Below are 19,001 nucleotides of genomic sequence, written 5' to 3'. Positions count from 1 at the left end.
GCGCTCACGAGAATAATATGAAGTAGTCGGGATAATATATACTATCCTAATCAAAATGTTCTTCACGCTTTAGTCCCCGAAAGCTATTAACTATTGTACTATTGTATTTGGTAGGTCTTCTGACTTACTCCATTTCTTAGTAATTCTTCCCATAGTATACTACAGTGAATATTGGCTCTAAGAAAAGTTTTTGTGGAGCTTACAGCAGCGGGTCTGTTCAGGATTTACACCTGATTCCCTGTTACCGAATATTTCTATTCGCACCAAATTTTTCTCAAATGTACAAAATTATTTTGTATACTTTTTTAGCGCAAAATACTAGATTTTTCACCGTTAACGTTATTTGTTAGTGCTATTGATTTGTAGCTGTCGAACAATATATAAGGTGAAAATCTTCTTATATTTATGCAATATGCAGTTGTTAGATAGTATAAAATCGAAATAGATTTCATTCTACCAAAATTACATCAGTAAGAAGTCTTTATTTTATTGTAGTTTTGCGTGTTGTAGATTATTTTTATTTGCAGACTCTACAATACAATTTGAGCATGAAAAAAACGGTATATTTTCAAGATTTAGGAAAGGATAGGGATTATCAAGAAGTTTGGGATCTTCAAGAAGCCTTATTAGCCGAAAGTGTTGGTGTCAAGCAATACAATCGAGCACAAGAAAAGGAAGGGAAAACAGAATTCAAAACCCCAAAAAATCACTTGTTATTTGTCGAACATCCGCATGTTTACACGTTAGGAAAAAGTGGACATATAGAAAATATGTTGGCCAATCAAGATCAATTACAACATATACATGCGACATTTGTAAGGACCAATCGAGGCGGTGATATTACCTATCATGGCCCAGAGCAATTGGTTGGCTATCCAATATTCGATTTGGATCAATTCAAACCAGATATACATTTGTATATGCGTAATTTAGAGCAAGTTATCATACAAACATTGGCGCATTATGGTTTACACGGAGAACGATCGAAAGGTGAGACAGGCGTTTGGTTGGATGTAGGAAAACCTTATGCAAGAAAAATTTGTGCAATGGGTGTGAAAGCTTCTCGATGGGTTACGATGCACGGTTTTGCTCTGAATGTGAACACCGATTTGCGTTATTTCGAATACATTATCCCGTGCGGAATAAAAGACAAAGCAGTGGCATCACTAGAACAAGAACTCAACCGAATACTGGATATGGAAGAGGTAAAAGAAGTTGTTCGAAATCAGTTCATTGAGGTGTTTGATATTGAATTAAAATAAAAGAAAAGAAGATTGTATTTTACAAATTGTCATTTTCTAGTTACATTTAGAAAGCTAAGCACAGAATATTTCATTTAGGGTTTGGTTTTTATCCTTATAATAAAAAGCACATGAGTAATCAAAAAACAATTTGGAGTCAATTCATACCATTGGTTTCTGTATTTTTCTTTTGGGGTTTTATTGCAGCAAGTAATGATATATTAATACCCGTTTTTAAAGAAGCATTTCAACTCACACAGGGGCAAAGTCAATTAGTATCTCTAGCTTTTTATATTGCCTATACAGTGGGTTCGCTAATCTATTTAGGGATTTCGGCACTCATGGGTAAAGATCTAATTAATCGATTAGGATACAAAAATAGTTTAGCCATCGGTTTATTCATCTCTGCTCTAGGAACCTTGCTTTTTATTCCAGCAGCCAATTTGCATTCTTATTCGCTAATGCTAAGTGGTTTATTCATTGTAGGATTAGGCTTTTCTTTGCAGCAAACTGTTGCCAATCCTTTAGCGATTGCTTTAGGTGACCCTCAAAGAGGATCTCAACGTTTAACCTTAGCAGGCGGAGTTAATAATTTTGGTACAACGATAGGACCTCTGATTGTTTCTTTTGCTATTTTTGGTTCGATAAACGAAAATTCTACCCACCATGTTGCGTTAGAAACAGTGAAAAATCCTTATCTGATTATTGGAGTTTTGTTTCTGGTTGTCGCAATTTTTCTTAAATTTTCTAAACTACCAGATAAGCCGCAAATTATTGAAGAAGATGATACAAAAAAATCCCATCAAGATCGAAAATCTGCTCTTTCTTATCCACAGCTTTGGTTAGGCATGATTGCAATTTTTCTTTATGTTGGGGTAGAAGTATCAACAGTTAGTAATTTACCAGAATATATGCACAAAGATTTAGGTTTTAAAATACACGAAGTTGCACCATACGTTTCTCTTTATTGGGCCAGCATGATGATTGGGCGATGGTCAGGGGCTGTAGAAGCTTTCAGCCTGAAGAAATCGGTCGAAAAATATATAAAACTTATTGCTCCTTACTTAGCGTTTGGTGTATTCTTATTGGTGAACTATATTGGTAACCACGACCTACAACCCTTCTATATCTATGCTTTGATTATTCTTGTGCTAATTATTGCCGACTTACTTACCAAGGGAAATCCAGTTCGTATGCTGTTTATTTTCTCATGTTTTGGTGCATTAGCGATCATTACCGGGATGCTATCTACCGGCATGGTAAGTGTCTATGCATTTTCTAGTGTAGGGCTATTTTGTAGTACGCTTTGGCCGTGTATTTTCACGATTGCGATTGCGGGCTTAGGAAAAAACACCAGTCAAGGAAGTAGTTTATTAATCATGATGATTATGGGAGGTGGAATCATTAGTTACTTGCAAGGTTTATTGGCCGATGCGATAAGTATTCATTTCTCGTATATCGTTGGTGTAGTATGTTTTGGATATTTGATAGCTTATTCTATTCTAGGACAAAAAATATTAGCAAAACAAAATATTGTATTTGAAAACAAATAAGCAGTTTTTGAGCAGGATATATATTTATTTTTTATTGGTTGATTTAATATTTAAAATAGAAAATTACCGGTAAATTAATTAACAATAATTTTAGTATATACTTTCTATTATAATTTTTAGGTAAAAACTATAGTACTGATTTTTCAGAAAAATACGTTTAAAAAAAATCCACTTCAAGTGAAGTGGATTTTTTTTTGATTATAACTTACTATAATAGCTCATCAACGATAAAAAATTATTTTATCACACCTAATTCTTTTCCTACTTTAATGAAAGCAGCAATCGTATGATCTAGTTGATCTTTGGTATGAGCTGCCGATAGCTGAACACGAATTCTCGCTTTGTCTCTAGGTACAACTGGGTAAAAGAATCCGATAACATAAACACCTTCTTCTAAAAGTTTGTCGGCCATAATTTGAGAAAGTTTTGCATCGTACAACATAACAGGAACAATTGCAGCATCACCCTCAGGGATATCGAAACCAGCTTCTACCATTTCTTTGCGGAAATATTCTGCATTCCACATTAGTTTATCGCGCAGAGTATTGTCTTTTTCTAGCATAGATAGAACTTCTAGTGCTGCACCTACAATACCTGGCGCAAGAGAATTTGAGAAAAGATACGGACGAGAACGTTGGCGCAAGAGCTCGATAATTTCTTTTTTTCCAGAAGTAAAACCACCCATTGCACCGCCTAAAGCTTTTCCAAGTGTAGAAGTAATAATGTCTACACGATCTATAACCTCGCAGTATTCATGTGTACCGCGACCAGTTTTTCCCAAGAAACCAGTAGCATGCGAATCATCTACCATAACCAACGCATTGTATTTCTCTGCCAAATCACACACTCCTTTTAGGTTGGCAACTATACCGTCCATAGAGAAAACACCATCTGTTACAATGATTTTGAAACGGTGATTTTTTGCTGAAGCTTCTTTTAGTTTTTCTTCTAAGTCACCCATATCATTGTTTTTATAACGATAGCGGGCAGCTTTGCTAAGGCGTACACCATCGATAATAGACGCATGGTTGAGTTCGTCAGAAATTATGGCGTCTTCATCCGTAAACAAAGGTTCGAAAACTCCTCCATTGGCATCAAAAGCTGCTGCATACAATATTGTATCTTCGGTCCCTAAATAATTTGCTATCTTTTGTTCTAGTTCTTTGTGTATATCTTGAGTTCCGCATATAAAACGAACAGAAGACATTCCGTAACCACGTTTATCCAGAATATCTTGAGCCGCTTTTATTACTTGCGGGTTGTCTGAAAGTCCTAGATAATTATTAGCACAAAAATTTAATAACTTTTTGCCATTCTCTAAAGTGATTTCTGCACTTTGCGAAGAGGCAATGATTCGTTCTTTTTTGAAAAGACCTTGCTCTTCTAATTCGTCTAATTGAGTTTGAAGATAATTCTGAAATTCTTTGCTATACATTTGTCTGTTTGTTTATACACAAATATAGAAAATAGTCCTAATAATTTACGTATTTTTGTAAAATAGCTGTTGATCATGATAGAATTGATATATCTTTTATACATAGCCCTACGTTTTGGTTTTTTAGCCAAACGATATAGAAAAAACATATTTTTGTGGGTTGTTTTATCAGGAATTTTTTATGTGATTTCGCTGATATTTATCGCCTTCAATATTCATTTATTCTCGATGTTTGATTTGATGCCAAAACTTACAGAGATGAATGAGAGTTACCAAATGTGGATTCCAGTTTTAGCAGGATTATTTGTTGCTTTTGGAGTTTATCGTATTGTGGAAAAAAACTTCAGAAAAGATAAGCAATTGGCCGAGGAAATAGAGCAAGCCAAACTACAGAAAAAAGAAGCGGTAAAGCGAAGAGATATACATTATTTTTTTCATACCGTAAATCCTACCAATGTACATCATATCCTACCATTAGCCAAAAGAGTTTGGTCGACAACCTATAAAATGATACTCTCTCAAGAGCAAATAGATTATATGCTTGCGATGATGTATGATGAAAAGAAAATTTTATCGGAAGTGGATCAAGGTGATTGCTGGGAGATTCTTAAGGTAGACAACATTTCGGTAGGGTATTTGCATTATAAATTAGAAGATGATGGACGTGTTTTTTTGTCCAAAATCTACTTAGACTCAGCAAGTCAGCAACAAGGTTTAGGGAAAATAATGTTGGCACAAGTAGTAGAATTTGCCGAATCTAAAGCGGCTAGAGCAATATACCTGACTGTGAATAAGCACAACGAAAAAGCAATCTCTTTCTATGAAAGAAATGGTTTTGTGAGAGTGCAAGAAGCTGTTTTCGAAATCGGGAATGGTTATGTGATGGATGATTATATTTATCAGAAAAATCTATAGTACTAGTTGTAAGCTAGTACCTACAGGTGGATGAACAATATTGTGCGAATTGGTAATGTATTCGATTATCCATAGGTTCTGTGCTTTGACGATTCTTCTTTCGGTTTTCCAAATTATCCAATCAAAATCAATACTGAAATTAACAAATCTACTTTTAGGGTGAGTAGCAATAGCTGAATAATCCATCGCTAATTCTTCCTCAATCTCAAATAAATCTTTCGGATTAGATTTGTGCTGTGTGTAATAATCAATCGCAATTAATTGCAGTAGAATAGAGGAGTTATAATATTTTTTGGTGAACGTATAAAGCGTTTCATAGACCTGGTTCAGGGTGTGTTTATAAGATAATCTTTCGGTAAAATAATTCCCTAATTTCATTAAATAATCGAATATAGAATCTGTTTCACTTATATAAGTCAAAGTTTCGATAGCACGTGGTTTATTCCAATAAATTTCCAGTGCATGTTCTAGTGCCGTAATATTGGCTAAATCCTTTTGGCTAAGAAAATTACTCTCGATGATTTGATAGGGTGGAGCAGGGTCGAATTTATACCCATAATTTTCATATTTCTGGCGAACAGGTGTACCCTTCAGAAACTTGAGAAAACCAAGCTGTAATTCGGGAGGATAAAGCTTGAAGGTAGACTCGAAACTGTATTTCAGATCTTGCAAATACTCCAAAGGTAAACCAACAATCAGGTCCAGATGCATTTCTATTTTATCCTTTAATTGTAGGATTACATTCGACGTTTTATCAAAATTCTGTTTGCGAGAAACTTCTCGATTACTGGCTTGATTTACGGTTTGGATGCCAATTTCGAATCGGAATAAATTCTTCGGTACATATTCATTGACAAATTTTATGATGTCTGGATGCACAATGTCAGCAGTAATCTCGAACTGGAAAACGTTCCCCTCTCGGTAATTTTCTAAAATAAACTGAAATAATGAAATCGTAAAATCTCGTTTGATATTAAAGGTTCGATCGAGAAATTTGATGGTTTTTCCATGTTTCATCAAATACAAAAGATTCTCGTGTATGGTCTCTGTTGGTAAATATCTCATTTTGTTATCCAAACTTGCCAAACAAAACTCACACTTATACGGGCAACCTCTCGATGTTTCTATATAGCAAACTTTTTGCGCCAATTCTTTAGGATCATCATAAATATAAGGATTTCTCCCTTCTAAACGATTGATATCGAATGTGATGTTTTGTTTATTGAAAAATACTTCCTTGTTTTTTTTGTAGACCAAATTTGACACCTTTTCTACTTCAGGATAGTGGTCGAGAAATTCTTCAAACGGAATTTCGCCTTCGCCTACGATGATAAAATCTACACAATCGAGTGCAATAATCTCATCATATTCGTAACTAACTTCTGGACCACCCAAAAGAATTTTCGTATCAGGTGAAAGACCTTTTATTAGTTTAGCAACTTCCAAGGTCTGCGTAATATTCCAAATATAACAACTAAAGCACACCACATCATAGCGCGAACATTCTTCTGCAACCGATTGAAAATTAGACTTTATGGTAAATTCTTTCCAGTCTATATTACCGCGTTCGTGGGTTAGGTCATAGAGTATCCGAATGGCTAGGTTAAGATGTATATACTTAGCATTCAGTGTTGTGAGAAGTACTTTTGGATGCATATTCGACAGTAAATAGTAGGCAAAAATACGTATTTATTTACCGATAAACGATTTCATTTTCATCCGATAACTGTGGCACCTACAGAAAAACGAGTCTTGGGTTTTCTTTTCGGTAACATTTTCTTTACTTTTATAGTAAAAGTTACGGGTTTGGTAGAATGCGTTTTTTCGGTCGAGAGCGTACTTATTTTCATCAAAACATCTAAACCTTTTATTACTTCTCCGAAAACTGTGTAATCATTGTCTAGCCTTGGTTGACCACCATTTACAAGATATTCTGTTCGCTGTGCTTGTGAATAACGAATCCCTTTTAATATTTCTAATTTATCCAACTCAGCAGCGTTTACTTTTTGCCCAACCACAAAATAGAGCTGACTAAAAAAAGAGCCTTTTTCGGGGTTGTCATCTCGCCCAGCACCCAAAGCACCTATTTTATGATAAGCTCTATGATGAAATTCAGGGGCTAGACGTTTGGGTTTTTCGGTGGGATAATCAGCCTCTCTTGCCAAAATTGCGTCATCGAGTTCACCACCTTGGACTACAAAATCTTTCACAATCCTATTAAAAATAGCTTTTCTATAGGTCCCTTTTTCTATTTCATGAAGAATTAAATCGCGATGATTCGGTGTGAAATCATATAAGATAAAATCGAAATTACCATAATTCGTTTTAAATTTTAATTGATACGATTGTGCAAAAAGAGTAGAAGTGAAAAATGTGAAAATGTAAATAAAAAACCAATAAAATCGAAATTGAGTAGGCATATTTTGGAGAAAATGAAAAAACAAAGATACTATTTTTACATCATGATTTTTCATTGTTTTTATGAAAATAGAAAAGCTTTAGAATGTTTCATTACAGGTAGAGTGGTAGAGAAAAAAGAAACAATCCAATAGTTTGAAAAGCAAATACAATGATTTTTTATTGATATAGGACACAAATAATAAAAAAATATTCACAAAAATAGTTTAGCACAATTATTCTACTATTTTTGTAATTATACCGATAGTTTATCAACTATAGCTATTTGGTAAGATAAAATATTACAAAAAGAATGAAAAATATAAATATACGCACAATAATTACCCTAGGTTTCGCTTTATTCGCTATGTTTTTTGGAGCAGGAAATTTAATTCTTCCTCCGTTTATTGGTTTAGAAACCGGTGATCAATGGCTGTACGGAATCATTGGTTTTGGTATAACAGGGATTATCGGACCATTTTTGGGTCTTCTTGCTGTTATTTTTTCGGGTGAATCTTTTTTTGATTTAGGCAAGAAAATTCATCCACTTTTTTCGGTCGTGATGGGGACGATAATTATGCTATGTATTGGCCCTATAATTGCGATTCCTAGAACTTCCTCTTTGACCTATGAGATTGGTATTCAGCCTTTTTTTCCGTACATTAACTCATATGTTGGAAGTTTTGTTTTCTTTGCAGTTGTAATTGCTTTATCCTTCTCTAAATCGAAAATTGTGGATATTATCGGAAATTTCTTAACTCCGGTACTGCTATTAATTTTGTTTTATTTACTCTATGTGGGAATTATCAATCCAGTTTCTACTGATTACGAGTCGCTTGTTTCTAAATCAGCAGCCTTTGGTTTTGGTTTTGTAGAAGGCTACCAGACATTAGATGTATTGGCTTCTGTAATTTTTGCAGGAATCATTATTGGTGCCACACAAACAAAAGGTTATCACACTATAAAAGAACGAACGCGCGTATCTATATTTGCAGGATTGTTAGCTATATTTTTTCTGCTTATCATCTATGGTGGTTTGGTATATCTAGGTGCATCTTCTGGGGTTACGAATCACTCTATTTTTCGTACAGAATTATTAATTAGCATCGCCCATACACTTTTAGGAAGCTCGAGCACGATTCTTTTATCAATTTGTATTGCATTGGCATGCCTCACGACAGCCATTGCACTTACAGGTGCTGTAGCATCTTTTTTCGAGCAGATAACAAGGGGCTTTCTGCCGTATAAAATCGGTGTTTTGCTCTGCAGTTTTGTGGCTTATATGTTTTCGATTATGTCGGTTGATGAAATCATTGAGTTTGCCGTTCCAATTCTTGTTTTTGTTTATCCTATAGTGCTAACCTTAGTTTTGTTTGTAGTACTTTTTAGCCGAACAATCAAGGGAAAGCTGCCTTATATCGGTGCAGTTATTGGTACAGCTATGGTAGCGGCTTTAGGGTTTTTACAACATTTTAATTTATTAAATGAGCCACTGATAGCTCTCCGAGAATCTTTACCATTGTATGCGTACGAATTAGAATGGCTATTGCCTGCAATTGGTTTTTTTGTAGTATTTTGTTTGGTAGAATACATGCTAAAATCTAGAAATATCTCCAGATGACGAAGATTTTCGGGCATAGATTTTGTATGATTCTACTCGATATTTAAGCAAAAATTTATGGCCTATATAGATTACTATAAAATATTGGGTTTGGACAAATCTGCATCTGCCGATCAAATTAAAAAAGCATACCGAAAATTGGCAAGAAAATACCATCCAGACCTCAACCCAAATAACCAAGATGCTGCAACAAAATTCAAAGAGCTTAACGAAGCGAATGAAGTTTTAAGCGATCCTGAAAAAAGAAAAAAATACGATAAATACGGAGAAAATTGGCAATACGCAGATCAGATAGAAGAGCAACAGCGTCAGCAATCCAAGCATCAATCCTACCAACAATACAGTTCTTCGGGTGAAGGATTTAGCGGTTTTGATGATTATGAAGGATTTTCTGATTTCTTTGGATCGATGTTTGGGCGAGAAGGTAGGCAAAATAGAAACCAAGGTTTCAAAGGACAAGATTTGCATGCTAATCTAAAATTAAATCTCACCGATACTTTACAAACCGAAAAACATACGCTTACCGTGAATGGTAAAAATATCCGATTGAATATTCCGGCTGGTGTAGAAGACGGACAAACTATAAAAATTAAAGGTTATGGAGGAAAAGGACATAATCAAGGACCCAATGGTGATTTGTATATTACGTTCGAGATTATAAATAACACCGACTTTAGAATAAAAGGAGCAGATCTAGAAAAAGAAGTAACAATCCCATTATACGATGCTGTTTTGGGCGGAGAAACTATTATAGAAACATTGAATGGAAAAGTGAAAATCCCGATAGCAGAAGGGACTAAAAACAATCAGCAAGTGAAATTGAAAGGTAAAGGTTTACCGAAGTATAAGAAAGAAAATCAATTTGGTGATTTGTATATAAAATATTCTATTGATATCCCAACGAATTTATCAGCCAAAGAAAAAGAATTATTCACCGAACTGAAAAGCCTAAAATCATAAACCTATGAAAAGTTATCAAATCACTATCGTACAATTTTGTCAATATCATCAAATAGATCCAGAGTTTATAACTCAATTACAAGATTTTGGTCTAATAGAAATTGAAGAGCCAAATCATCCCCTAACAGAAGATGAAATCGATTTACTAGAAAGGTATAAGAAGTTTCATTATGATTTAGGAATTAATTTAGAAGGTCTAGATGTAGTAAAAAATTTACTAGAACAAATAGAACAGTTGCAAAAAGAAGTTCGGACATTAAGACAATTAGAATCATATTTTAACCATAAATAAAAAAATCGTATAGGATAACGCTAAAGAGGCTGTTGAGTAGTATCGTTTAGGCTCTCATCTTTATTTGTGCAACAGAGATTATGGTAAATAATTTAACTTTGTCTACAAAGAATAAAAATTTTGGCAGGATTATACTTTCATATCCCTTTTTGTAAACAACGTTGTACGTATTGTGACTTTCATTTTACTACGAATTTGTCTAAAGTAAATGAAATGATCGATGCAATTATACAAGAAGTAGAATTGCGTAAAAAAACAATACAATCACCAATAGAAACTATTTATTTCGGAGGAGGAACACCAAGTATTTTGGACAATGCTTTATTAAGCAAACTATTTACATACCTAGAAAAAAAAATCGATCTTTCTTCTCTCCAAGAAGTAACATTAGAAGCAAATCCGGATGATTTAACCAGAGAGAAATTAAGATACCTACGCTCAACACCAATCAACCGATTGAGTATCGGCGTACAATCTTTTTTTGATAATGATTTAACCTTTATGCATCGTGCTCACAAAGCAGACGAAGCCGAAAACAGCATAAAAATGGCTCAAGATTTTGGTTTTGATAATTTAACAATAGATTTGATCTACGGCACACCAACCACCACTGATCAACAATGGACCAAAAATCTGAACAAAGCTGTCGACCTACAAATACCCCATATTTCTTCTTATGCATTAACGGTAGAAGAAAAAACGATACTAAACCATGCAATAAAAAGTGGCAAGGCATCTGATATTGACGAGGAGCAACAGTATCGACAATTTTGTATTCTACAAGAATTTCTAACACAAAGAAACTATATACAATACGAAATATCGAATTTCGGAAAAGAAGGTTTTTTTGCAAAACACAACACAAGTTATTGGCAATACAAACCCTATTATGGATTTGGACCATCTGCCCATTCTTATAATGGCCGCTGTAGACAGTGGAATATTGCTAATAACCAACTATATATAAAAACTATAGCCCAAGGAAAACTACCTTGCGAAACAGAAAATTTATCAGAAATTGATCGATATAACGAGAAACTAATGATCGGTTTACGTACCATGTGGGGCATAGAAATCAGAGAAATAAAAAATCTATTCGCTAGAGATATATTTCACTCTTTCCAGAAAGAGACCTCCCTTTTATTGGCAGAAGGATTGTTGAAAGAGGAAGAAGGGTTTCTACGGATCCCAGACGAAAATAAATTTTATACCGATGGCATCACTTCTCGATTATTTTACGTCTAAAAATTCCTTAATTTTGCAGCTATGATCTATGATAATCGACCAATAGGAGTTTTCGATTCTGGAGTAGGAGGACTTAATTTTGCCAAGGAAATAAAAAGACTTTTACCCAAAGAAAGTATTGTATATTTTGGTGATACCAAACACTTGCCTTATGGTGAAAAATCAGCAGAAGCTATAAAAAAATATTCAAAAGAAATCACGCAATTTTTAATAAGTCAAAACTGCAAAGCAATTTTAGTAGCTTGCAATACAGCTACAGCCAATGCAATAGAAATAATAAAAGAAGTTGCAGGTGAAGAAATTTTGGTTGTTGATGTTATCAACCCTGTGGCCGAAAAAGTCGCTTATGAATTACGCACCAAAATTGGTGTAATCGCAACCAAAGCTACGGTGAATTCCTGTGCTTATAAAAAAACTATTCGAAAATTCAATAAACACATTAAAGTTGTCGAAGTAGCAACTCCTTTACTTGTACCAATTATCGAAGAAGGATTATACAACACCAACGTATCTCGAGCTGTTTTAGAAGTTTATTTATCAAATAAAAAGCTAGAAGGTATAGATTCTATAATATTAGGTTGTACTCATTATCCTTTGATACAGAAAGAAATAGAACAAATATTTGAAGGTAAAGTTCAAGTGATTAATTCGCCGCTTATAGTTGTTAATTGCTTAATCTATCAGCTTCACCAGAGACAACAATTAGCCAATAATAACAATCCTTATTACTTGTTTTATTTGTCAGATTACACAGATAATTTTCACAAAATCTCCAAGCGCTTTTTCGGGAACAAAATACAGTTACAAGAAAAAGATTTGACTAATTTTTGATAAGAACAATAAAATAATTACAATTCTCTTTTTTCTGAAGCTTGATAGTTGTATTTTTGAGAAACTTTTTCAAAAAACATTATGGAAACTTATACTTCAGAACAATTAATAGCCTTAGAAAACAAATACGGAGCACACAATTATCATCCTCTACCAGTTGTTTTAGAACGAGGAGAGGGTGTGTATGTTTGGGATGTAGAAGGTAAAAAATATTATGATTTTCTTTCTGCATATTCAGCAGTAAATCAAGGACACTGCCACCCAAGAATAGTTGCAAAGGGTGCCGAACAACTGTCGAAGTTAACGCTTACTTCTCGTGCTTTTTACAATGCAGAATTAGGTAAGTACGAAGAGTTTTTATCAAAATTATTTGACTTTGATAAAGTTTTACCGATGAACTCTGGTGCAGAAGCAGTAGAAACGGCACTAAAAATAGCACGTAAATGGGGATACGAGAAAAAAGGAATAGAAAATGACAAGGCAGTTATTGTTGTATGCGAAGGAAATTTTCATGGTAGAACGACTACAATAATATCATTTTCTAACGACGAAGAAGCACGTAAAAACTTTAACCCCTATACCTCTGGTTTTGTAAGCATACCTTATGGTGATGCAGATGCTTTGGCCAAAGTATTACACGATAATGCGGACAATATTTGCGGTTTTTTAGTAGAACCAATTCAAGGTGAAGCAGGAGTAAACGTGCCGCCAGACGGATATTTATCAGCATGTAAACAATTATGTAAGGATAATAATGTGCTATTCATTGCAGATGAAATCCAAACAGGAATCGCACGTACAGGGAAAATGTTAGCTATTGATTATGAAAATGTTAAGGCGGATATTTTGATTTTAGGTAAAGCCCTATCGGGAGGAGCCTATCCTGTTTCTGCGGTTTTGGCTGATGACGATGTTATGAATGTCATTCAACCCGGACAACATGGCTCAACCTACGGAGGAAATCCATTAGCTTGTGCTATTGCAAGAGAAGCTTTGCAAGTGGTATTAGATGAGAAATTACAAGAAAATGCTTTCGAATTAGGAGAATTTTTCCGCGCAGAAATTACTAAATTAGTGGACAATTTTTCTATATTGAAATCTGTTCGCGGGAAAGGATTGTTAAACGCATTGCTGATCAATGATACGCCAGAGAGTGAAACAGCCTGGAACTTTTGTCTAAAATTAGCAGAAAAAGGATTACTAGCTAAGCCAACACACGGAAACATAATTAGATTTGCACCACCGTTGGTTATTACCAAAGAACAAATAATCGATTGTATTCGAATTATAGAAGAAACGACTATAGAAATGTCGAATTAATACGGTAAATTAGTAGAGAATTAAAAAAAAAGTAATAATTTTTTTGATTTACTTTTCCTCAAAACACTAAACCTTTACTTATGAAAAAATTTTTAATTACTTTATCCTTAGTAGTAATCAGTTTGCCAGCAATCGCTCAAGAAAATACTTCTGGTAACGAAAAAAATGTTGAGAAATCAATCCTAAATAACTCAATAGAATTTATGGGTGATTGGCGTTTTATAGACCAAGGAGACCGATATCTCATAAAAGGAGAAGCAATAACAAATCACTCCTCTCATCGAACTAAAAATTTGAAGCTTAATATTTTTTTAGTTCCGAAAGCAGAATATACTACTTTTGATTTTTCTACAAATAAATCTATCAAGAACATTTCACTAGGAAGAATAGCAGGAAATGGGTCGAGTGTTAGAAATATTAAAATAGATTTCAAGGCTAATTTTGCAGAAAAATTACCAGATGGTCAGTATGTACCAGTGCTGATTATAGATAATTTGGTAATGAGTCGAAAGGTTTTAAATGATTTACATATCAAAAATGGAAAAATCGATCAACAAACATTACCTCAACCTGCCAAAAATGTAGAGCCTAAACAAGCAGAAACTACATCTAATTTCGAACAAAAAGGTTTTCAGTTTAAGCCAATTGTAACTTCTAATAAAGCAGAAAAAGATGTTTTTTTTGAAGGAAAAATCAAATTAGAGATTAATCAGAAAGACTATAAAGTCATTTTAATAAGCGAAGGAGGACACCTTGTAAATAATGCAAAGGAGGATAATCCGGTAAAAGTCCGAGTAGTATTAGTGAAAGACCTGAAGGAAAATGAAGACGGGAAAGGCTTTAATATAGCAGAATATTCATTAGACAATGTACCGGCACAAACAAAATTTGCTAACTTTACCTTTCAAACAAACTTATTACGCTTGATACCAAAAGGTAAATATACACCTGTTCTGATGATTGCAAAAGAAGAAAACGGGGAATATTTATTCAAATCTAGCTATGTTTTCGATAAAGAAATAGAGATAAAAAACTAACATTCTTTACGGTGTAAAAAATTAGTTTTTAATTATTTATAGCAAAGACTTAAACTATCTGTTTAAGTCTTTGTTGTTGATATATTCAACCAATGGTAAATCAAATATTTTTTTATCAAGATCAGTTTTTTTTTACTAGTTTTAGATGATAATATTTATCAAGTTTATCAAGCTATTTATTTATGTTACCTAAAGATAATCCGAAATATATAAAAGCCTGGGTTTCTTATGATTGGGCAAACTCTGTACATTCTTTGGTGATAGCATCGGCAATTTTCCCGGTTTATTACAGTGCTATTACTTTATCGGGTACCGATCAACCCATAAAATTTTTAGGATTATTGCCCGAAACAGCATTTAATTTCTCTTTGGCAATTTCCTTTTTAATTGTGATTATTCTCTCACCTATTTTATCATCCATTGCCGATTTGTTAGGTGATAAAATCAGATTTCTCCGTTTTTTTTGTTATATGGGATCATTCTCGTGTATGGGGATGTTTTTCTTTTCAAGTGCCGATTATATTTGGCTAGGATTGTTGCTAAACATTACAGCAAGTATAGGATTTTGGGGAAGTTTGGTATATTATAATGCTTATTTACCCGAAATAGTTTCCTATGAGAAAATGGATAAGGTTTCGGCTTGGGGATATATGTTCGGATATATAGGCTCGGTATTGTTGTTGGCGTTTTGCCTAGCGATAATCATGTTTGGACCAAAAGAAGAAGAATCTTTACTTACACGAACTTCGTTTTTGATAACCGGAATTTGGTGGTTCGGTTTTGCGCAATATGCTTTACGCGTTTTACCAAACAAAAAGAACAATAAAAAAGTACCCAAAAACATTATAGAAAGCAGTTTTCGTGAATTGAAAAATACCCTAAGAGATTTGATGCAATACCGAAATTTGCGGGTGTATTTAGCAGGATTTTTCTTCTTTAGTCTAGCCATGCAAACGATTTTTTTGATGGCAGCCTTGTTCGGTAGTTCAGAAATTGGCTTAGAAAGTGATGAGCTAATTTTGACTATTTTATTAATCCAGATCGAAGCCATACTAGGTGCTTGGTTATTTTCTCTACTATCAGGGAAAATAGGAAACAAAAATACAATCTTGATAGCTCTATTCATTTGGATTGTCACCTGTTTCATTGCGTACTTTATGGGTAAAGACGATCCGAATGTAAAATTGAAATTCTATCTTATGGCCGCTTTGGTTGGCCTAATTATGGGCGGGTTACAACCTTTGTCTCGAAGCACTTATTCTAAACTTCTGCCTGAAACCGATGATACGACTACTTATTTTAGCTTTTATGATGTGTTCGAGAAAAGTGCATTGTTCTTCGGATTAGTTATTTATGGTGTTTTGATAGAATATTCTGGCGGAATGAAACTATCGGCTCTTGCAATGGGGGTATCGTTTATGATCAGTGTGGTGATATTTTTATTTTTTAAAATGGAAAAAGCAGAAAAATAATCCTAACATTCTATCGGTAAATCAGGATTTGCACCCCATTCTGACCAAGATCCATCATACACTTTTACAGAATGATAGCCTATAGAATAGGCTGCCAAAGCCAAAATACTTGCTGTAATTCCCGAACCACAACTAAAAATATAATCATTTTCAGGATCTCCAATAGCCTTGAAAATTAAATTGATTTTTTGTGGAGATTGTAAAAAATTTTCATCCAGAATATCTTCAAAAAACACATTGTACGCATTTGGGATATGTCCACTTCTTATACCTGGGCGTGGTTCTGCTTGTTTACCCCTAAAACGAGCAGGAGAACGTGCATCTACAATACGTACGTTTTCATCTTCTAAAACCTGTAAAACATTGTCTGCAGTTGCTATCCATTCTTTGTTTAATTGTACCGTTATTGGAGTTGTTTTTTTAGTTTCTATGTACGCATCAACCACTGGTAATTGATTACCTTTCCAGGCAGGTAAACCACCATCTAAAACAAAAACATTCTCAAAACCAAAAACCTTAAAAGTCCACCAAGCTCGCGGAGAAGAATAGACGCCCCAACGATCATATACGACAATAATCGAATCTTTATGAATGCCCAATTCTGCTATATAATTAGAAAAATTTTCTACAGAAGTCAATGTGTGTGGGAGAGGAGAGCTGGTTTCTGAAGCTCTATTCTCGGTATCGAAAAAAAGTGAGTGCGGGATAAGCTCTAATTTTTCATCTTTAAGAGAAGCATCAATTTTATCAATTGTTGCATCTAGAAGAACCAAATTTTCGTTATCGAATATTGCTTGCAATTGTTGCGTTGTGATAAGCGGATGTTGACAATTCATAAAAAAAAATACCTTTATTACGAGAATAAAGGTATTAAAAATAACGTAAGATAAGTTATTTATTGTTCAGAAAATGATTCTGTCTGTGCTTGGCCGATGCTACCATTAGGTGCTTCGATTTTTAGTAAAGAAGACAAAGTTGGTGCGATGTCTGTCATGTTAACGGTCTTATAACTTTTACCATGTTTTACTCCCCAACCCATCATAACGAACGGTATATGCGAATCGTACGAATTCCATGATCCATGCGTAGTACCAGGAGAGTTTTGTTTCCCGCTATACCATTGTGGATTTAGAATGTATTGTACTGCGCCACTTCTTTTATTGTGGTATCCGTTGACAATTCGTTCTTTAAGTAGGCTTGGTACAGAATACATCCCGATTCGTTCTACATCTACTGCAAAGGAAATTACCGGGTGTTTTTGTAACTCACGCACAATTGCATCTTTCAATTTTATCTCATCAATTTTATTACTTTCGATAATCGGATAATTTAGATGAGCTTGATAATTGGTCAATGATCTTACCAAGTTACTAACACCAAACTCTTGTTCTAATGCCGTGTTTAGTTGATCTCTTGTTTCTTTCGACTGAAAGTATCCACCATTTCCTTTGTGGTCTGTTATATATTTTGGGTTGTGAGCGGCACCGTGATCAGCGGTTAAGAATACTAAATATTCTCCTTTCCCTACTTTTTGATCCAAAAATGTAAAGAATTTAGCCAAATCTTGATCCAAACGTAAATAAGTATCTTCGATTTCGGTTGTGTTTATCGAGTAATGATGCCCTATGTAATCGGTAGCAGAAAAACTTATTGCAAGAAAATCGGTAATACCTGGTTTATTCTGTCCCAATTTTTCGTTTTCGATAAGGGCTTGAGCTAATTCTGCTGTAATTGTATTTCCGTAGGGCGTTACTTTTATCAAATCGTATCCATTCTCCTTCTTTAGTTGAGCCAAATTTTTCGGAAAGTCAGCTTTCTTTTCTCCTTTAAAAAGTCCTTTGTATTCATATCCTTCTTGGTCGGTATTGACATAGGTATTTTTAGGATAAAGCGTGTTCCATTCTTTTAAATATTTATCTGCAAACTTACTGTCATTCAGTTGGTTAATCCATTTTGGTAAGGTTTTCATGTAGAAGGTACTCGAAATCCATTTTCCCGTCTCACCATCTAACCAATATGCTGCATCACCAAAATGTCCGGCAGGTAAAATTCCTCCACGATCTTTGATAGAAATTCCATAAACTTTCGAACGGAAATTCGTTGCTAATTTCAATTGATCTGTAACGGTAGAAGCTAGTAAATTTCTAGGCGACATTTTACCGTTTTTGTTTGTTGTACCAACACTTTCTACACTATCATCTTGTGTACAATACATGCTTTCTCCGGTTGCTTGGATGATAAAGTCATTTCCTGCAATACCATGAATAGCAGGTACACTTCCGGTGTATATGGAAGAGTGGCCAATGGCTGTGTAGGTTGGGATATAATCGATATAGGTATTTTCGTAGGTAAACCCTTCGTTGAGTAAGCGTTTGAAGCCACCAGGCGAGTAGCGATCCTGAAAACGGTACAAATAATCCCAACGCATTTGGTCTACTACGATTCCGACAACAAGTTTTGGTCGGTTAACTTCTTGCGCTTGTGTAAATTGAGTTGCAAATGCAAAGATAAATCCAAGAAATAATTTCTGAAATTTCATTTTTGATGTAATTTTTTGGATGTAAAATTAAAGTTTATTTTTTTTGTTTAAATTAAGATTGGATTAAGTTTTATCTCATACAACAGAATTAAATAGTCTATAAAGAAAAAAACCATCAACTTTTTTGATGGTTTTTATGTTTT

Annotated in this window: 16 protein-coding genes and 1 riboswitch; of the genes, 11 read left to right on the top strand and 5 right to left on the bottom strand. The window is 34.2% G+C overall.

Annotated features, from left to right (window positions below; translation table 11 throughout):
- Window positions 1-92: 92 nt before the first annotated feature.
- Window positions 93-283, bottom strand: a riboswitch (cobalamin riboswitch).
- Window positions 284-548: 265 nt separating this feature from the next.
- Window positions 549-1,262 (top strand): lipoyl(octanoyl) transferase LipB, encoded by a 714-nt coding sequence (gene lipB, locus WEEVI_RS10655; RefSeq protein WP_013599138.1) that lies wholly within the window; start codon window positions 549-551, stop codon window positions 1,260-1,262.
- A 110-nt stretch (window positions 1,263-1,372) separates the two neighbouring features.
- A complete protein-coding gene (locus WEEVI_RS10650) occupies window positions 1,373-2,794 on the top strand; it encodes an MFS transporter (RefSeq protein WP_013599137.1) in 1,422 nt (473 codons plus the stop codon).
- 235 nt (window positions 2,795-3,029) lie between these two features.
- On the opposite strand, the gene kbl is transcribed toward WEEVI_RS10650, so the two are convergent.
- Window positions 3,030-4,229: a glycine C-acetyltransferase gene (gene kbl, locus WEEVI_RS10645; RefSeq protein WP_013599136.1), complete on the bottom strand. Its 1,200-nt coding sequence runs from the start codon at window positions 4,227-4,229 to the stop codon at window positions 3,030-3,032.
- A 75-nt stretch (window positions 4,230-4,304) separates the two neighbouring features.
- Here kbl and WEEVI_RS10640 point away from each other — a divergent pair, with 75 nt between their 5' ends.
- Complete coding sequence (locus tag WEEVI_RS10640) at window positions 4,305-5,144, top strand: GNAT family N-acetyltransferase (protein WP_013599135.1); 840 nt, start codon at window positions 4,305-4,307, stop codon at window positions 5,142-5,144.
- On the opposite strand, the gene WEEVI_RS10635 is transcribed toward WEEVI_RS10640, so the two are convergent.
- Entirely contained in the window at window positions 5,139-6,800 is a 1,662-nt protein-coding gene (locus WEEVI_RS10635; RefSeq protein ID WP_013599134.1) for a B12-binding domain-containing radical SAM protein, read from the bottom strand. The genes WEEVI_RS10640 and WEEVI_RS10635 overlap by 6 nt on opposite strands.
- 59 nt (window positions 6,801-6,859) lie before the next feature.
- Window positions 6,860-7,618 carry a peptidylprolyl isomerase gene (locus tag WEEVI_RS10630; RefSeq protein WP_013599133.1) on the bottom strand — a complete coding sequence of 253 codons (759 nt, stop codon included), beginning with the start codon at window positions 7,616-7,618 and terminating at the stop codon, window positions 6,860-6,862.
- A gap of 236 nt (window positions 7,619-7,854) precedes the next feature.
- On the opposite strand from WEEVI_RS10630, the gene brnQ reads away from it, so the two are divergent.
- The 8 genes from brnQ (at window position 7,855) to WEEVI_RS10590 (ending at window position 16,319) form a co-directional block, all read left to right on the top strand.
- A complete protein-coding gene (gene brnQ / locus WEEVI_RS10625) occupies window positions 7,855-9,162 on the top strand; it encodes a branched-chain amino acid transport system II carrier protein (RefSeq protein ID WP_013599132.1) in 1,308 nt (435 codons plus the stop codon).
- Window positions 9,163-9,219: 57 nt separating this feature from the next.
- Window positions 9,220-10,122: a DnaJ C-terminal domain-containing protein gene (locus WEEVI_RS10620; RefSeq protein WP_013599131.1), complete on the top strand. Its 903-nt coding sequence runs from the start codon at window positions 9,220-9,222 to the stop codon at window positions 10,120-10,122.
- 4 nt (window positions 10,123-10,126) lie between these two features.
- Complete coding sequence (locus tag WEEVI_RS10615; RefSeq protein WP_013599130.1) at window positions 10,127-10,414, top strand: chaperone modulator CbpM; 288 nt, start codon at window positions 10,127-10,129, stop codon at window positions 10,412-10,414.
- Between the two features lie 120 nt (window positions 10,415-10,534).
- Window positions 10,535-11,659, top strand: a complete 1,125-nt coding sequence (gene hemW, locus WEEVI_RS10610; RefSeq protein ID WP_013599129.1) for a radical SAM family heme chaperone HemW — start codon at window positions 10,535-10,537, stop codon at window positions 11,657-11,659.
- Between the two features lie 21 nt (window positions 11,660-11,680).
- The gene (murI, locus tag WEEVI_RS10605) at window positions 11,681-12,490 is read left to right on the top strand and encodes a glutamate racemase (RefSeq protein WP_013599128.1); all 810 of its coding nucleotides are present in this window, start codon (window positions 11,681-11,683) and stop codon (window positions 12,488-12,490) included.
- A gap of 81 nt (window positions 12,491-12,571) precedes the next feature.
- Complete coding sequence (gene rocD / locus WEEVI_RS10600) at window positions 12,572-13,810, top strand: ornithine--oxo-acid transaminase (RefSeq protein WP_013599127.1); 1,239 nt, start codon at window positions 12,572-12,574, stop codon at window positions 13,808-13,810.
- 80 nt (window positions 13,811-13,890) lie between these two features.
- Window positions 13,891-14,847 (top strand): hypothetical protein, encoded by a 957-nt coding sequence (locus WEEVI_RS10595; RefSeq protein ID WP_013599126.1) that lies wholly within the window; start codon window positions 13,891-13,893, stop codon window positions 14,845-14,847.
- A gap of 182 nt (window positions 14,848-15,029) precedes the next feature.
- Complete coding sequence (locus WEEVI_RS10590) at window positions 15,030-16,319, top strand: MFS transporter (protein ID WP_013599125.1); 1,290 nt, start codon at window positions 15,030-15,032, stop codon at window positions 16,317-16,319.
- A gap of 2 nt (window positions 16,320-16,321) precedes the next feature.
- On the opposite strand, the gene WEEVI_RS10585 is transcribed toward WEEVI_RS10590, so the two are convergent.
- On the bottom strand, window positions 16,322-17,155 hold the full coding sequence (locus WEEVI_RS10585; RefSeq protein ID WP_013599124.1) for a sulfurtransferase: 834 nt from the start codon (window positions 17,153-17,155) through the stop codon (window positions 16,322-16,324).
- Between the two features lie 59 nt (window positions 17,156-17,214).
- Window positions 17,215-18,858 (bottom strand): alkaline phosphatase PafA, encoded by a 1,644-nt coding sequence (pafA, locus tag WEEVI_RS10580; protein ID WP_013599123.1) that lies wholly within the window; start codon window positions 18,856-18,858, stop codon window positions 17,215-17,217.
- Between the last annotated feature and the right edge of the window lie 143 nt (window positions 18,859-19,001).

The sequence above is a fragment of the Weeksella virosa DSM 16922 genome, from assembly GCF_000189415.1.
GTDB lineage: Bacteria > Bacteroidota > Bacteroidia > Flavobacteriales > Weeksellaceae > Weeksella > Weeksella virosa.
Note: the sequence above shows the minus strand (reverse complement) of the source record. Positions and strands in the feature narration are given on the sequence as shown.

Excerpts from the sequence above, each read along its gene's own strand:
- lipB (WP_013599138.1), top strand. The coding sequence starts at position 549 with ATGAAAAAAACGGTATATTTTCAAGATTTAGGAAAGGATAGGGATTAT.
- WEEVI_RS10620 (WP_013599131.1), top strand. The coding sequence starts at position 9,220 with ATGGCCTATATAGATTACTATAAAATATTGGGTTTGGACAAATCTGCA.
- WEEVI_RS10615 (WP_013599130.1), top strand. The coding sequence starts at position 10,127 with ATGAAAAGTTATCAAATCACTATCGTACAATTTTGTCAATATCATCAA.
- WEEVI_RS10590 (WP_013599125.1), top strand. The coding sequence starts at position 15,030 with ATGTTACCTAAAGATAATCCGAAATATATAAAAGCCTGGGTTTCTTAT.
- pafA (WP_013599123.1), bottom strand. The coding sequence starts at position 18,858 with ATGAAATTTCAGAAATTATTTCTTGGATTTATCTTTGCATTTGCAACT.
- WEEVI_RS10595 (WP_013599126.1), top strand. The coding sequence starts at position 13,891 with ATGAAAAAATTTTTAATTACTTTATCCTTAGTAGTAATCAGTTTGCCA.
- kbl (WP_013599136.1), bottom strand. The coding sequence starts at position 4,229 with ATGTATAGCAAAGAATTTCAGAATTATCTTCAAACTCAATTAGACGAA.
- murI (WP_013599128.1), top strand. The coding sequence starts at position 11,681 with ATGATCTATGATAATCGACCAATAGGAGTTTTCGATTCTGGAGTAGGA.
- WEEVI_RS10630 (WP_013599133.1), bottom strand. The coding sequence starts at position 7,618 with ATGAAAAATCATGATGTAAAAATAGTATCTTTGTTTTTTCATTTTCTC.
- WEEVI_RS10585 (WP_013599124.1), bottom strand. The coding sequence starts at position 17,155 with ATGAATTGTCAACATCCGCTTATCACAACGCAACAATTGCAAGCAATA.
- rocD (WP_013599127.1), top strand. The coding sequence starts at position 12,572 with ATGGAAACTTATACTTCAGAACAATTAATAGCCTTAGAAAACAAATAC.
- brnQ (WP_013599132.1), top strand. The coding sequence starts at position 7,855 with ATGAAAAATATAAATATACGCACAATAATTACCCTAGGTTTCGCTTTA.
- WEEVI_RS10650 (WP_013599137.1), top strand. The coding sequence starts at position 1,373 with ATGAGTAATCAAAAAACAATTTGGAGTCAATTCATACCATTGGTTTCT.
- WEEVI_RS10635 (WP_013599134.1), bottom strand. The coding sequence starts at position 6,800 with ATGCATCCAAAAGTACTTCTCACAACACTGAATGCTAAGTATATACAT.
- WEEVI_RS10640 (WP_013599135.1), top strand. The coding sequence starts at position 4,305 with ATGATAGAATTGATATATCTTTTATACATAGCCCTACGTTTTGGTTTT.